Origin of the sequence: Pseudomonas sp. TWI628, from assembly GCF_039673865.1 — a bacterium.
GTDB lineage: Bacteria > Pseudomonadota > Gammaproteobacteria > Pseudomonadales > Pseudomonadaceae > Aquipseudomonas.
On sequence record NZ_JBDJMM010000002.1, the window covers coordinates 158244 to 172290 of the forward strand.

Here is a 14047-nt window from a genome sequence, read left to right on the forward strand (position 1 = left end):
ACCGGGTGGCGTGGCCATCGGAACGATGGGCTTGTCAGCGAAGCAAAGGCCTCGTCAATGCGTTGAGTTCCTGATCGCCCAGAACTGCAGCTCAAGCCCAGGGAACTCGCCTGCGACATGAATACCGAAGCCATTGGACGTCTTCATGCCCGCCCAGCTCGGGTCGCGGCGGTCCAGCTCGAAGTAGGTGAAGCCTGCGTGGAAGGGCAGATCCCGAGGCGCCACGGGTAGCGGAACCAATGGAATGCCTGGCAGTTGCAGCGGCACTGCCTCGCTCAGCGACTCCAGCGAGACGACTTTGGCTTTTTGCACGAACATTTGGCGCAACGTTTGTGGTGGCAGGCTGGCCCGCACTGCCAGGATGAAATCGGCTTGGTCAATCAGGCGGCGGTCGTCCAGCGTCGTCGTCATCACTCCGTACTTCAGTGTCTTCAACGGCAGCGAAACGGCGCGGGGCTGCAGCACCGTGCTCAGCGCCTGGCGCAGGGTGTCTTCCAATGGCTTGAACGAAGTGCGCAACGCAGTGTGGTGATAGGCGGGGTATTCCTGTGGCAGGCGGGTCTCGTCGGTGAAGGTTACGAACTCGCCACAGGCCTGGCTCATGCACAGGTACAGCTGCTCAGGGTGCGTCTGGCCTTGCCTGGCCAGATGCTGGAAGCACGGCCACCAGCGATTCATGGCCTGCAGCAGGTTGAAGTCGCGGATGTCGGCGATACCGGACTGCCCGGAGGCGCCGATACGGGCGGCGAGGTTGCGCGCGCGTTCGCGCAGGGTGTTGGTGATCTCCTCCAGAAAACGTTGCAGCGCCGGTACCGCTCGCACCGAAACACTGGTGGGATAGAAGCCTTCATCCAGTTGCAGGCTGCCATCGGGGCGCCGCTCCAGAATACGTGCCAAGGCCAGGCGGGTGTAGGCGCTGCTGTCGTCGGCCTTGCGTTTGAGCTGCAGGTTGGGCACTGCCAGGTCGACCTGGACCAAGTCACCGTCGGCGCTATGGGTATCCTTGATTTCCTCGGCCTGGGCGCTGTAACGGAAGTTGGCGGCATTGTCGGGCCAGCTCACCTCGCGGCCACCTTCGGTACGCAGCGGCAGGCACAGGTAGATCTCGCTGTCCCTGGCGCCGTCGTCCTTGATCTCCAGCGGTGGGGGTGGTGGCAGGTCTGCCGGGATATCGAACACCGTGCCATCTGGCATGATGCCCCGCGCACGGGTGATGGCAATTTTGCCCAGGCTCAGGTATTCGTCGTTCAACTGCAGTTCGCTGAAGCCATAAAAGGCTGCGTTCAGGCTACCGAGTCGTTGATGCAGGGCCGCTTCGGCGGCACGGGCTGCTTGCTGGAAATGCTGCGGTTTGACGAACAGGCCTTCAGGCCACAGGACGGGGTTACGTGAACTCATGAGCGCTCCGTGTCAGCGTGAGTAAGCGAGAAGGTCAGGGTTTACAGGCGCCATCAGTCTTCTTCCTTGAGCAGGACCTGCGTGTCGTTGAGCAACACCGACAGGATGATCTGGTGGCCGCGCGGCGGAATGCGTAGCACTTGACTCCAGCCGCTGTTTTCCTTGTTCCGGTAGTTCGCGATTACCGCAACGAAACGGGTTTCGGCCTCGATGGGCGCAAAGGGAATGAACTTGAACTGGCCTGGCCGCAGCATGTAATCGTCATCGCGGATGTAGGTGCTGCGCAGCGCTTTGGCAGGGTCCTCGTCCAGCAGGTCGTATGCGCTGTTGTGCAGGAGAGAGTCGTCGCGCAGTTGCAGGATCTTGATGGCCATGGGTGTAGCGAGCGGTTCGCTGCCCACCGTGGTGCTACGCGGCAAGCTCAGCACCACGGTCGGGTCGTCGTAGCTGCCGGGGGTGCTTTCCTCCATTGGTGAGCGGGCCAGATCATCGCCATCGTCCATTGGCATCGGGACGGGCGACATAGCCGGGAACTGTAGCTGGAGGTATTCGAACAAAGTCCCGACTTTTTCGGTGAGCAGGTACGGGTCACCTGCGCTCAGGTTGACCGCATAGGGGCTGGGCTCGAGAGCGCTTTCCTGCTCAGCTGAAGCCTTGACGCTGCTGGGGTTGCTATTGAGCGTGGGGCTGGCGTTGATGCTGAACGCCACTTGGGTGGGGTGTTCCTTGGTTGGGCCGACGGGCAACGAGGGGTCCATGATCACTTGGCCAATTTTGCTCAGGGACGTGCAACCCGAAAGCCCGATCAGCGCCGTCAGTAGACTGGCCACGAAAGAATGGCGCGTCATGGGCGTTCTCCTGCAATCAGGCGTTCCAGGTGGGGCGCTTGGGCAGGCCCCGACACTGCATCCAGTGCCGCCAAGGGGTCGGGGCCCATGCCCGGTTCGAAGACCGAGCAGATTTCAGCAACAAACTGGCTGGTGGATGAAACGGGTTGCCAAGTAGCGGCCGGACTGTCCAGTAGCCATTGATCAAAGGTTGTCTGGCCAGGGTTGAACAGGTCCGCCAGGGCGCGCACATCGGCTCGTGAAAGTTGAACCTGCAGCCGATAGGCGCCAATACGCAGTCGGTCACCCTCTCGCAGACGCCTGGCGGTGTGCGGCCCCAAGCTGTCGAGGCTGTCATTGAGGTAGGTGCACTGGCAGCGGTCGATTACGCAGAAGCTACCCTCGATCCAGCGAATCTCGCAGTGGATCGACGCAACCGTGCGTTCACGGTCATTGATCAGCCAGGTGGCTCCCGCGCTGCCGATGGTGCCGCCTGTGCTATCGAACAGGTGCCGGGCAGTGTCTACAAGTTGCAACTGGCCGAGGTTGATGATGCTCAAGGTCAATGTGTTCATGAGCGCCCCCGGAAACGCACGATGGGGCTGATCTGGCCATGGCGGTCATCGACAAAGCTGGTCCAGCCCAGGTAGGCGCCTTGGCTGGAGTGCAGGCAGAAGGGCGACAATGCGTTCTGCTTCAGGCGCAGCTCAAGGTCGTAGGCCAGGCCATCACGCAACAGGAAGTCGATCAGTGCACGCACGCGATTGAAGTTGATGCCGCTGGGCAACAGCTCACGCAACTGTTGCTGGTCGAGTTCGCTGATCACGATGGTGAACTTGCTGCTGCGGGTTCGCGTGCGGCTGCCGACCATGAAGGAGCTGCCCAGCCCGCCATTGCTGCGGCCCAGGCTGACCCGTTGCTTGGCCGTGGTGGGGACCGAGCGGGTTTCGAACTCGCGGATGTGCACCCGCTTCAGGTCGAAGCAGTGGGCAATGATGCCGGCAACGGTGCCCGGCGCACGGCTGCGACTGGCGATGACGCCGGCGAAACTGAGCAGCCGGCTCCAGGGTAATGCCGTATCACCGCGCAGCTGCCTGTCATTCAACCCGAGCAGGGCGAAGATGTACTGCGAGAAGCCATCGCTGGCACCCGGCTGAAAGCGAATGTAGTAGCGGTACTTGCGCCAGATGCGGTGTAGCAGGCTGAGCAGGTAGTGATTGAAGAAGTCGAAGAACGCCGGCCGCACACCGATGCCCTGTGCATGTTCATATGCCACCTGCTCAAGGTAATAGGATGGCAAAGGCGAATCGGTGCCGTGCAAGCCCATGAAGGTGGCGCACACGCGATAGCACTCTGCTGCGCCGGGCATACGTTCGGCCCTGCAAACGTCGGAAACCGGAAAGGTCAGGCGCGGATCACAGGCCAGCCGCACGCGAAGCCGGGTAGCCTGATCGGGCCAGCGTGGTTCCAGGTCATCACCGTGCAAGCCGTGCAGGCGTTCCAGCAACTGGAAGAAGTTGTACTGGTGCGCCTCGGCAAGCAGCTTTTCGGCTAGATCAGCGGTTGTTTGCCGGTCTGGATGGGCCATGTGTAGTGCTCGTTGTTGGTGGTGTTGATCACTTCCAGTTGATGGAAGGAATTGATGCTGGCGTACAGGGCGAAGAAGTGCGCGAGCACGCAACCGAACAGGTACAGGTCGCCCTCGCAGAGGAATGCAGCCTGATCCAGCTTCAGCCGTGTTCGCAGCCCGCGGATGGGCAGGCCCTTGATCAGCCAATCCAGAGGTTGTGTCTGAACATCCTGGATGCCATCGAGGCGCTTGCGGGTGGTGCGTGTCTGCTGAATGTCATGCAAGGCCGCGAAGTCATACGCGCAGATGACTGCTTTGAGCGGTTCGGCCGAGAGCAGCGACAGGTAGTTGAGCGACATGTTGGAGATCAGGGCCCATTGCAACTGGCCGTCCAGTACCGGCCGGCAGGGGCGGGTGGGAGCACAGATGTTGGTGTAGGTGGCCAGGGGCGGTGTGACCTCGGAAATCACATTGATGTCATCGACCGTCAACGCCAGCGGCAGGTCGCGATTGGTACAGGTCAGGTCGATGGACGCTGTTTCCAGTTTGCCGATGTAAGCGTTGGCGTCTGCGCGTACAAATGCGATGCGGTGCGTGACACCATCGCCACGCAATGAGTCTTCGATGCTGTAGCGGTAGTACAACGCCGTGCGCCCTTGAACATGCTCGATCTCATGGGCAAACGACTCGAAAGGGCGGAAAGTGCGCAGATGCTCGCCGGTACTTCCGTCTGTTGTCGTGCGGGTGCTGATGACCTGGTCGACACTGAAGATCTCGTAGGCGTGCCGCGCGGTGCCGCTCGGTGTGAGTTCCACTTGAGCAGCCTGAGAGGACAGGTCGATAGGCTCGGCGCTGTGCGTGAACAGGTTTACCGCCGGGGTGCAAAACAGGCTGAAGTCTGCTTTGCCGACACGCAGCGAGTCAGGCAACTGGCGGGTGAAGTGAAATTCGAGCCCTACATGCTGAGTACCTTGATCAGGCCAGATATTCTCCAGGCCCGTCATGCTGAAGAAGTGGTAACGCTGGGGAAATGCGAAGTACTCCTGCAGGATCCGATAGCCGTCGAAGACGTTCTGCGGGTAAGGCAGCAAAGCTTCGTCGGGGCTGAAGCCTGGGAACACCACGCTGCTGGCTGGCAGCCGGCGGACCGCGCCATTGATCGTCACACTGACATGCCGGAGGTACTGAGCGAGCCACAGGTACAGCGTGCGGGCAGTCTGGGTGTCACCGCTCAGATGAAAGGCCAGGCTGGCGCAGCCCAGGGTGTTCAATGGCCGCTCGACCAAGGTTTGCAAGTCGATTCGAATCACCGAACTGTCGAGCGTCTGGGTTGCGCCCACCGCGTCGATCTCGAACGGATGGACGTCCACTGCCGTGCAGGTGCGAAATTCGCAGGGCACCCCATCCACCGGTTTGGAGAACAGCCGTGAGGCCCTGGGGATACGCTGGGAGTGGCTGAGTGCTTGCTTGCGTGGCGTGAACTGGATGATGGTGGCGCTTGGCAGGGGCCGCAGGTAGTTGGGCCACAGCAACTGCAGCATTGGGTGCGTCAGTTCAGGGAGGTCGTCCTCCAGCTTCAGGCGCAACTTCGCGGTCAGGAACGCGAAGGCTTCCAGCAGGCGTTCGACATCCGGGTCGCTGCCACCCTTGCCGAGCAGTCGGGCAAGCTGTGGGTTGTCATTGGCGAAGTCGTTGCCCAATTCATGGAGGTAACGCAACTCTTCGCTGAATCGGTCCTTGAGCGACATGGGTCACCTCACTCGGGTGTGGCGGTTATGGCCGTTGACCAGCAGCTCCAGCTGCAGCCGTTCCGTGTGGTTGTTGACCTGCACGTGGCAGTCAAGCCGGAAATGCAACGCCAGCGGAGCTTGGCAATCGGGCACGGCTTTGAGCGAACGCACGTGGACGCGCGGTTCAAAGCGCTGAAGGGTACGGCGGATGTCTGTGCTCACTTGCTTCAGCAGGTCGCCACTGCTCGCGTCGTGCCCGTTGAAATCGCGTAGGCCCAGTTCAGGGCTGCTTTGTGAGCAACCCAGGCGAGCATTGAGCAGCGTTTCCAGGTGTCGCTTGATGGCGGCAAACTTCTGGGCAGCGTTCTCTTGCCTGGAGGGCTTGCGGTTTGCGAACTGGTCCAACACCAAGCGATCGAAAAATCCACTCATTGGCTGTCAAGCCGACCGACGAGGGAGATTTCGAAGTTCGCCCCCATGTATTTGAAGTGCGGGCGCACGGTGAGTGAAACCTGGTACCAGCCCGGATCACCGGCAACGTCGGAAACCTCGACCCTTGCAGCACGCAATGGGCGACGGCTGCGCACATCGGCCGAGGGGTTCTCCTGATCGGCGACGTACTGCTTGATCCATTTGTTAAGTTCGGACTCAAGGTCCTTGCGCTCTTTCCAGCTACCGATCTGCTCGCGCTGCAACACCTTGATGTAGTGCGCCAGCCGGTTGACGATGAACAGGTAGGGCAGCTGGGTGCCAAGCTTGTAGTTGGTCTGCGCCTGCAGCCCTTCCGGGGTCTTGGGGAAGTTCTTCGGTTTCTGAACCGAGTTGGCCGAGAAGAATGCAGCGTTGTCGCTGTCCTTGCGCAGGGTCAAGGCGATGAAGCCCTCTTCGGCCAGCTCGAACTCCTTGCGGTCGGAAATCAGTACTTCGGTCGGGATCTTGGCCTGCAGCTGGCCCAGGGACTCGTACAGATGCACCGGCAGGTCTGCGACGGCACCACCCGACTGAGGGCCGATAATGTTCGGGCACCAGCGGTAGCGGGCAAAACTGTCGTTGATGCAGCTGGCGAGCAGGAAGGCGCAACTGCCCCACAGGTAATTCTCGTGCTTACCATCGATGTGCTCTTCGTAATTGAAGCTGTTGATCGCCTGATCCTGAGGGTGATAAGCCGAGCGGAGCATGAAACGTGGCCCGGTCAGCGCGGTGTGGCGGGCATCTTCGCTTTCGCGGAAGGCGCGCCACTTGGCATGGCGTGGGCCAGCGAAAATGTCCTTGATCTCTTTCAGGTTGGGCAGCTCTTCAAAGCTGCTCAGGTTGAAGAACTCAGGGGAGGGCGCAGCGAGGAATGGTGCATGCGACATGGCACCGACGCAGGCCATGTAGCTCAGCAGTTTTATATCGGCGGAAGAGGGGCCGAAGTTGTAGTTGCCGAGCATGGCCGCAACAGGTTCACCACCAAATTGGCCATAACCCGCCGTGTAAACATGTTTGTAGACGCCACTGCAGGTGATGTCGGCTGCATTCTCGAAGTCATCGAGCAAGTCGTCTTTGCTGACATGCAAGACTTCAAGCTTGATGTTCTCGCGGAAATCCGTACGGTCGACCAGAAGTTTAAGGCTGCGCCAAGCGGATTCAAGTTGCTGGAAGTCAGGCTGGTGCAGAATGGCATCCATCTGTCTGCTCAGCACTCGATCCAGTTCGGCAATCATCTGATCGACGCGATGCTTGTTGATTAGTTGATCTGGGTCATGGCTTTTCAGGATTTCGGCAATAAAAGCAGATACGCCTTGGCGAGCAACTTGATAGCCCTCTTGGCTGGGCACCAGTTTGGTTTGCGCCATGATCTGGTCAAGCAAGGTAGCGCTGCTCAGTGTCTCGCCCGTTGTTTCAACGGTGACAGTGGTGCTGGTCGGCTTTGGCATGGGACGCTCCGTTGTCTCAGTGTTCTTTTGGTGCCTCAAGCACCAGGTCCAGTTCTTTGGCGAGTTGTTTGCGCGTCTGCTCGTTGTTCAGCAGGTGCTGCAGTTGCTTGCGGAACGCAGGCACATTGCCCAGCGGGCCTTTCAGAGCCACCAGCGCTTCGCGCAGTTCCAGCAGCTTGTTCAACTCCGGCACTTGGCGGGCGATGTGGTCTGGCCCGAAATCATTGATCGACTTGAACTGCAGGTTGACCGCCAGTTGCGCATCGGGGGCTGTACTGAGCAGGAAAGGGACGCTCATGGCCAGGCTGACATCGGCGTCATTCAAGACGTTGTTGAAACTGTGTTTATCGATGCGCATGACCGAACGGTCTTCTAGCGCCCGGGCGTCATCCAGGCCGAAATCGCCCAGCACCAACATCTTGTGCGGCAGTTCTACTTCGGCCTGTTCATCGCCAGTGGCGGGTACGTACTTGATGTTGATGCGTTCTTTAGGTGCAACCGATCCTGTGGAATTTGACATCGCAGAATCTCTCCTTGGTTTGTAGGTTGTTGTTCCTGGTAGTGGCTTCCTGTTTTAACTTAGCTTGTAGGAAGTTTCCCTTGCATCGATATGAGACATGCGCAAAACAACGGCACTGTTGTAGCTCCGCTAAAAACCATGCCTTCAGTGCTGTTGTTTCGTCGAGCGCAAAAATGTATGGAAATATTTATTTGTGGCACTTTGTTTTTATGAGCTAGGCTCGTTCCGTTCTGGTTGAGAGGTGCCTGAAGGTCGTTTCTATGCCTGCCGATTAAATGGGGTATGTGTATGGAGTTTTCTTAAGATGATTGATAAAAAATCCTACAAGTTAAGTCTTTCTTTAATAGTCGGCTGTATACCGATATCTGCCTATTCCGATCAGGATTGCCAGCGGATCGTGTCCAACATCGAACGTCTGGCTTGTTTCGATAAATCAGCCGGAACACCTGCGCACCTTGTGCCGATGCAATGGTCTGCGCCGGAGCAGGATTCGCCCACGTTGCGGCGCGTGATGGCCCATGAAGCGGGGCGGCTACCAGAAGACCTGTCCTTTCGTCTCAAGTCTGCCGAGGACGGGCTGATGATCTCTGCGCCTGCAATCGCTTCAGCCGCGCCACATCCCTACCTGGTGATCAGCTGTGTGCAGAACATCTCCAGATTGCAGTTGATCACTGCGGCCCCCATCCACGCCGGCCGAGTGGAGGTGCAATTGATTGGTGAGCGTGGTGCAACCGTCTCCACGCCATGGCAGGTGATGGAGAACGGTCAGGTGCTGGACGCCGGCAGAGGCTTGCCGGGCATCGAGCAGATCAAGCCACTGATCGGGGCTCATCGCATTCAGGTCGAGAGTGACAACCCGGCTGTCGACGGGCTGATCTTTGACGCTCAGGGACTTGATCCGCTCATCGATGAGGCACGCATGACATGTCGCTGGTAGCAGAGGTCACCGCGCAGGAAATTGCCCGACTGCTCGCCCCCATCGATGCACAGGCACCTGCCGGCCTGTTCGATGTGGAAGACGAAACCTACCAGGCCATAGACCAGGAAATGGTCAAGCTCGGCGGGCTGCAGGCGTCCACCATCGACTGGGCCTACATCGAAGAAGCGTCCCGTCAGTACCTGGGCCAGCAGTGCAAGCATTTGCGCATCGTCGCGCACCTGAGCGTGGCGTGGTTGCGCAGCAGTTGTTGGGAACGCTGGGGATACACCTTGCTTTTGCTGGGCGGTATCGTCGAAGGCTACTGGGAAGCAGCTCATCCAAAACCGGGCCCTAAAGGCTTCCTCGGCAAGCGCAAGCTGGTGGGGCTGGTGCTCAACCGATTGATCGAAGCACTGCCGCGCCTGGATCGCTTCACTTGCAGCCCCGCTCACGCAGCGGCAGCTCAGGATGCGTTGCACCGCCTGCAACAGCAGCAGGATGTCGCGCAGCTGGATGAAGCGCTCCTGAGCGAACTGAAGCGCCTGCTAGGCAAGCACACGGAACTTGCCAACGGCGTGGGCGGGCCGGCTACGTCAAAGGCTTCTGCGACAAGCATCAAGCCTGTGGCGCTGGCCGAAGTCATTGCCGCACCGACGCCCCGGGTGTCGCTAGGCAACCAGCGTGAATCGCGCCGCGCCGTGCTGGCCATGGCCGAGCTGATCAATCAGCAGGACCCATACGAGCCAACCGGTTACCAGTTACGACGGTTCGGATTGTGGGCTCACATACAGGCGGCGCCTCAAATCAAGCAAGGCGATCGCACAGAGCTGATGGCCGTGCCACTGGATATTGCCGGTGATTATGAAGATGCCATTGCGGGCACATCGATTGACTCGGCATTGCTCCTGCGTATCGAAAAGAGTGTGACGGCTTGCCCCTACTGGATACGCGGCAGCTTCCTGGCGGCAACCGCCGCCACGCGGCTGGCCATGGGCGAGGTGGCGGAGGCCATTCGTGCTGCGACCGCACGGTTCGTGCAGCGCCTGCCGGCATTGCAAAAACTGTGCTTCAGCGACGGCAAGGTGTTTGTCGATGATCAATGCCTGGCGTGGCTCAAGGGGGTACAAGGCTCGCCCGATCAGGGAGCAGCGACCCATGAGTTTGCCAACTTGCGCACGGAACTTGTCAGCCAACTGGAAGCCGGCAGCGTAGAAACCGTTTTGCTCAGGTTGCAGGGGATGCAAGCGGATTTCCGTGCCCCGCGTGAGCGCTGCCATACCACCATCATTGCCGCTGACTTGTTGGCCGCACGGGGCGTGTCGTGGCTGGCCCAGGATTTATGCGCAGGCGTAGCCCGAACGATGCAGGAAACCACCGCCAGCGCCTGGGAACCTGAGGTGTTTCAACGTCTTCAGCGGTATGCGACCGCGCAAATGCAGACCGATCGGAACAAGGAACGGAAGTCACGATGAATCAACTATGGAAGCACCTCAAACACTGGGGCTTACCCTTGGTGGCCCGTATTGGTCTGGCCATGCCGCTGCTACTCGGGCTGGGTGCTGCATTGATGCTGGTCACCATCTGGTGGCTCGGTCCGCAATGGACGTGGCGTGAGCAGCAGCCGCTGGCCAGCATGGCCCATCGAGGCCTGGCAAGTCTGCTGCTCGTGCTGGTACCCCTGCTGTGCTGGATCGTTGCTTTGCGCAGGGGTAATGCCCGCCTGCAGGCAGAACGCAAGCAGGCAGTGGCTACCGAACTTGACCGCGCATTGCCGTTCGTTCAGGCACAAGAGAAGGCGCTGGATCAGGGGCTCTCGCGATTTCTGGACGATGCCGGCGGGCGACGCGCGTTGTACCGATTGCCTTGGTACCTGGTGTTGGGCGACCAGCATGCCGGCAAAACCAGCTTCATCGACCGCACCGAACAGCGTTTTTCTCTGACCCGTAACGACAAGGTACAGAGGCAAGGCCGACAAGCTAAGACACTGGCTTACCCGATAGGCTGGTGGGTCAGCAACGAGGCAGTGATCATCGATCCGCCGGGCGCCTTCATCAGTCAAGAATTGGGGCCGGCCGAGGAAGCAGACGCATCGCAAGTACCCGCCGATACCCCGGCCAGGTTGTGGCAGCACCTGCTGGACTGGCTGCTGCGCAACCGCAGCCAGAGAGCCCTGAACGGCGTGTTGCTGATTGTCGACCTGCCTGCCTTATTGCATGGCACACCTGAGCAACGTGTTGCACTGGCGCAGGTCTTGCGTACCCGCTTGCATGAGGTGAGTAGTCAGTTGGGTTCGCGCCTGCCGCTGTATGTGATGCTGACCAAGTTCGATCTGCTGGAGGGTTTCGAACAACTCTACGCCGGGCTTTGCGCTGCCTCGCGGGAGAAGATGCTGGGCTTCACGTTCAAACTGGATGCGCTCGGTACGTTTGACGCCTGGCTGGAAGAATATGGCCAACACTACGATCGATTGATCAGCGAGTTGTTCGAGCAGGTGTTAGAGCGGCTTGATGCATTGGACGGTGCACCCCTTCGTGCGCGGCTGTTCTCGTTGCATGCCCAGTTGATCGGCTTGCGCCCGATACTGCTGGGTTTCCTGAAAGAAACACTGGCAGCTGACCGCTACACCACGCCTGCCCTGGTACGTGGTGTGTACTGGTCCTCGGTGGTGCAGCAAGGTGACATGCTCAACGCCTTTGTTCGTGAGGCGGCACAGCCATACAAGACGAAGCCTCCACTGCTTGAAGGCAAGGCCCAAGGCAAGGCGCAGACCTACTTCATCCAGCACGCGTTCAGGCGTGTCATCTACCAGGAAACCGGACTCGCCGGGGACAATATCAAAGTGGCGCGCAGCAAACGCCAGTTGTTCTGGCTAGGCTCTGGCGTAGGCGCACTGGCTATTTGCGTCGCCATCGCCAGTTGGCAACGGTACTTCGACATCAATGGTGCCAAGGCTGCCACCGTACTCGCCAAAAGCCGGGAATACAGCCATCAGGAAGTGGACCAGCAACTGGACCCCACCGGGCGCAACCTGCTGGGGCCGCTAGACCAGATCCGCGATGCCGTGTCGGTGTTTGGCGACTATCGCGCCGCGTGGCCGGGTGTTGCTGATCTGGGCCTGTATCAGGGCCGTGCCATTGGTCCACGTGTCGATGAGGCTTACCTCAGCTTGCTTTCCAAACGGTTCCTGCCGGCCTTGGCCAGTGGGGTGATCGATGCCATGGACGCGGCTCGGCCAGGCAGTGAGCAGCAAATGGCTGCGCTCAGGGTTTACCGGATGCTGGAGGACCGCCAGAACCGCCGGCCCGAATGGGTCGAGGAGTGGATGGCCCGCCAGTGGCAGCAAACATTCCCGGGCCAGGGGCAGCTGCAACGCGACCTCATGCGGCACCTGAAGTATGCCTTGGCCTATGCCGATGCCGATTTGCCACAGTACCGCCAGCGAATCGCCGAGGTGCAGCAGGTCTTGCGCAAGGTACCACTGCCTGAGCGGGTTTATGCAAGCCTCAAACAGCAGGCCGGGGAACAATTGCATACGGGCCTGGACCTGCGTCATCAGGTGGGGCCGGCCTTCGATGTGGTGTATCAGGCGTCTAGCGGCTCCAGGAAGGGCGATGATGTCTTGTTAGCACCCATGCTTACCACCAAAGGGTTCAGGGAGTACTTCGAACCACGCAGTCAACGGTTTGCAGAAATGGCGATGATCGACCAGTGGGCACTGGGAGAACGTGGCCAGCTCGATTACTCGGTTAGCGACCGGGAAGCGTTGAGCGAGCGGCTGCGTAACGTGTACAGCGCCGACTATATCGACAGTTGGCGGCGTGCTTTGAACGCCTTCTCGGTGGTTGACTTTCGCGACCTGGATCATGGGGTTTCAATCCTTCAGCAGTTGACCGGGCCAGCGGCGCCCCTGCACCGGCTATTGGATACGGTAAGGGATAACACTTCGCTTTCATCACCCATGGGTGTTGAGGTGCCAGGGGCGGCAGAAACGCTGCGACCGACAAGCAACAAGCCGGAACAGCAGCAGGCCTGGGCAATCCAGCGGGCGTTCGCAGGGCTGAGCGCCATGCTGCAGGCAACGGGTGAGAAACCCAGCTACTACGATGAAACCCTTGGCGCCATCGCGGCCGTGCACGACTATGCCAAGGCGGTGCAGAACAGCCCCGACCGAGGCAACGCGGCGCTACGGGCGGTGCATCAGCGCTTTTCGATGACGGGGCATGACCCGATCGGAACCCTGCAGCGGGTGGCCACCGGTTTGCCGGAGCCGATCAACCATCAGGTCAGGAAAGTCGCCGATCAAACGGCGCAGGTGTTGAACGTTGAAGCCCTTCGCGAGCTTGAACGGCGCTGGGATGCCGAGGTGTACAGTTTCTTCCAGCAGCGCCTGGCAGGGCGCTACCCCTTCGTCGTGCGGGCACCCGATGCTTCTCTGGAAGACTTCGAGGCGTTCTTCGGGCCAAAGGGGCGTCTGCAACAGTTCAATGATCAGTACCTGAAGGTGTTCTTGAAGGACAACCTCGAAGCCCTGCAAGCTGGCCAGCAGGGGCAGTCGTTGATCCGTAGCGATGTGATCGAACAGCTGGCGCTGGCAGATCGCATCCGCGAAACCTTCTTCGATCAGCGCGGCAACCTGAGTGTGCAGTTCAGTATCGAGCCGTTAGGGCTCAGTGCAAATCAACGCACCAGCCTTCTGGATCTGGATGGCCAGTTGATCTCCTACACCCATGGCCCGAGTCAGATCATCGGTATCGTCTGGCCCAATACCCTGGGTGCTCAGGTGCGCAGCAACCTGACGCTGCTCAGGCGCAGCGGCAACAGCAGTAGCCTGGAATATCGTGGTCCATGGTCGATGTTCCGTTTGCTGAGCCGTGGCGCATTGAACGGACGCACGCCAACCAGCGTCGACCTGAGCTTCACAACAGGTGATGGCGTGATGCGCTATCGGCTGAATGCTGAGAAGGCTTTCAATCCCATAACCCAGCAACCCTTCAAAGGTTTCAAGTTGCCACGTGGCCTGCTGCAGAACCCCGGCTGAGCAGGTGCCAGAAATCCAGCGCCGAGTGTCAGGGCTGGTCAGCCCCCGTTCCTCGTACTGACCTCTTCGGACAGCAACTGGAAACCACGCTTTTCATCCATCACATGCGATAAGCCGTGATTATTA

Annotated in this window: 11 protein-coding genes; 3 read left to right on the forward strand and 8 right to left on the reverse strand. The window is 59.7% G+C overall.

The features are described from left to right. Positions 1 to 54: 54 nt before the first annotated feature. From tssK to tssB, 8 genes are read right to left on the reverse strand one after another with little or no spacing between them, the layout of a single operon-like run. Positions 55 to 1398 (reverse strand): type VI secretion system baseplate subunit TssK, encoded by a 1344-nt coding sequence (gene tssK / locus ABE528_RS02275; RefSeq protein ID WP_346652038.1) that lies wholly within the window; start codon positions 1396 to 1398, stop codon positions 55 to 57. 53 nt (positions 1399 to 1451) lie between these two features. After that, positions 1452 to 2246, reverse strand: coding sequence for a type VI secretion system lipoprotein TssJ (tssJ, locus tag ABE528_RS02280; protein WP_346652039.1), 795 nt, complete (start codon positions 2244 to 2246; stop codon positions 1452 to 1454). Then, positions 2243 to 2800, reverse strand: coding sequence for an FHA domain-containing protein (locus tag ABE528_RS02285; RefSeq protein ID WP_346652040.1), 558 nt, complete (start codon positions 2798 to 2800; stop codon positions 2243 to 2245). Before ABE528_RS02285 ends, tssJ begins: the two co-directional genes overlap by 4 nt. Beyond that, complete coding sequence (tssG, locus tag ABE528_RS02290) at positions 2797 to 3813, reverse strand: type VI secretion system baseplate subunit TssG (RefSeq protein ID WP_346652041.1); 1017 nt, start codon at positions 3811 to 3813, stop codon at positions 2797 to 2799. Before tssG ends, ABE528_RS02285 begins: the two co-directional genes overlap by 4 nt. After that, complete coding sequence (gene tssF, locus ABE528_RS02295; protein WP_346652042.1) at positions 3777 to 5543, reverse strand: type VI secretion system baseplate subunit TssF; 1767 nt, start codon at positions 5541 to 5543, stop codon at positions 3777 to 3779. The genes tssG and tssF overlap by 37 nt, the downstream gene beginning before the upstream one ends. A gap of 3 nt (positions 5544 to 5546) precedes the next feature. Next, positions 5547 to 5957, reverse strand: a complete 411-nt coding sequence (gene tssE, locus ABE528_RS02300) for a type VI secretion system baseplate subunit TssE (RefSeq protein WP_346652043.1) — start codon at positions 5955 to 5957, stop codon at positions 5547 to 5549. Further along, complete coding sequence (gene tssC, locus ABE528_RS02305) at positions 5954 to 7444, reverse strand: type VI secretion system contractile sheath large subunit (protein WP_346652109.1); 1491 nt, start codon at positions 7442 to 7444, stop codon at positions 5954 to 5956. Before tssC ends, tssE begins: the two co-directional genes overlap by 4 nt. A 16-nt stretch (positions 7445 to 7460) precedes the next feature. Continuing rightward, positions 7461 to 7964, reverse strand: a complete 504-nt coding sequence (tssB, locus tag ABE528_RS02310; protein WP_346652044.1) for a type VI secretion system contractile sheath small subunit — start codon at positions 7962 to 7964, stop codon at positions 7461 to 7463. Positions 7965 to 8268: 304 nt separating this feature from the next. On the opposite strand from tssB, the gene vasI reads away from it, so the two are divergent. The 3 genes from vasI to tssM are packed head-to-tail and all read left to right on the forward strand — an operon-like array spanning position 8269 to position 13921. Continuing rightward, on the forward strand, positions 8269 to 8901 hold the full coding sequence (vasI, locus tag ABE528_RS02315; protein ID WP_346652045.1) for a type VI secretion system-associated protein VasI: 633 nt from the start codon (positions 8269 to 8271) through the stop codon (positions 8899 to 8901). After that, complete coding sequence (gene tssA, locus ABE528_RS02320; RefSeq protein WP_346652046.1) at positions 8889 to 10355, forward strand: type VI secretion system protein TssA; 1467 nt, start codon at positions 8889 to 8891, stop codon at positions 10353 to 10355. Before vasI ends, tssA begins: the two co-directional genes overlap by 13 nt. Continuing rightward, positions 10352 to 13921, forward strand: a complete 3570-nt coding sequence (tssM, locus tag ABE528_RS02325; protein ID WP_346652047.1) for a type VI secretion system membrane subunit TssM — start codon at positions 10352 to 10354, stop codon at positions 13919 to 13921. The genes tssA and tssM overlap by 4 nt, the downstream gene beginning before the upstream one ends. Positions 13922 to 14047: the final 126 nt, after the last annotated feature.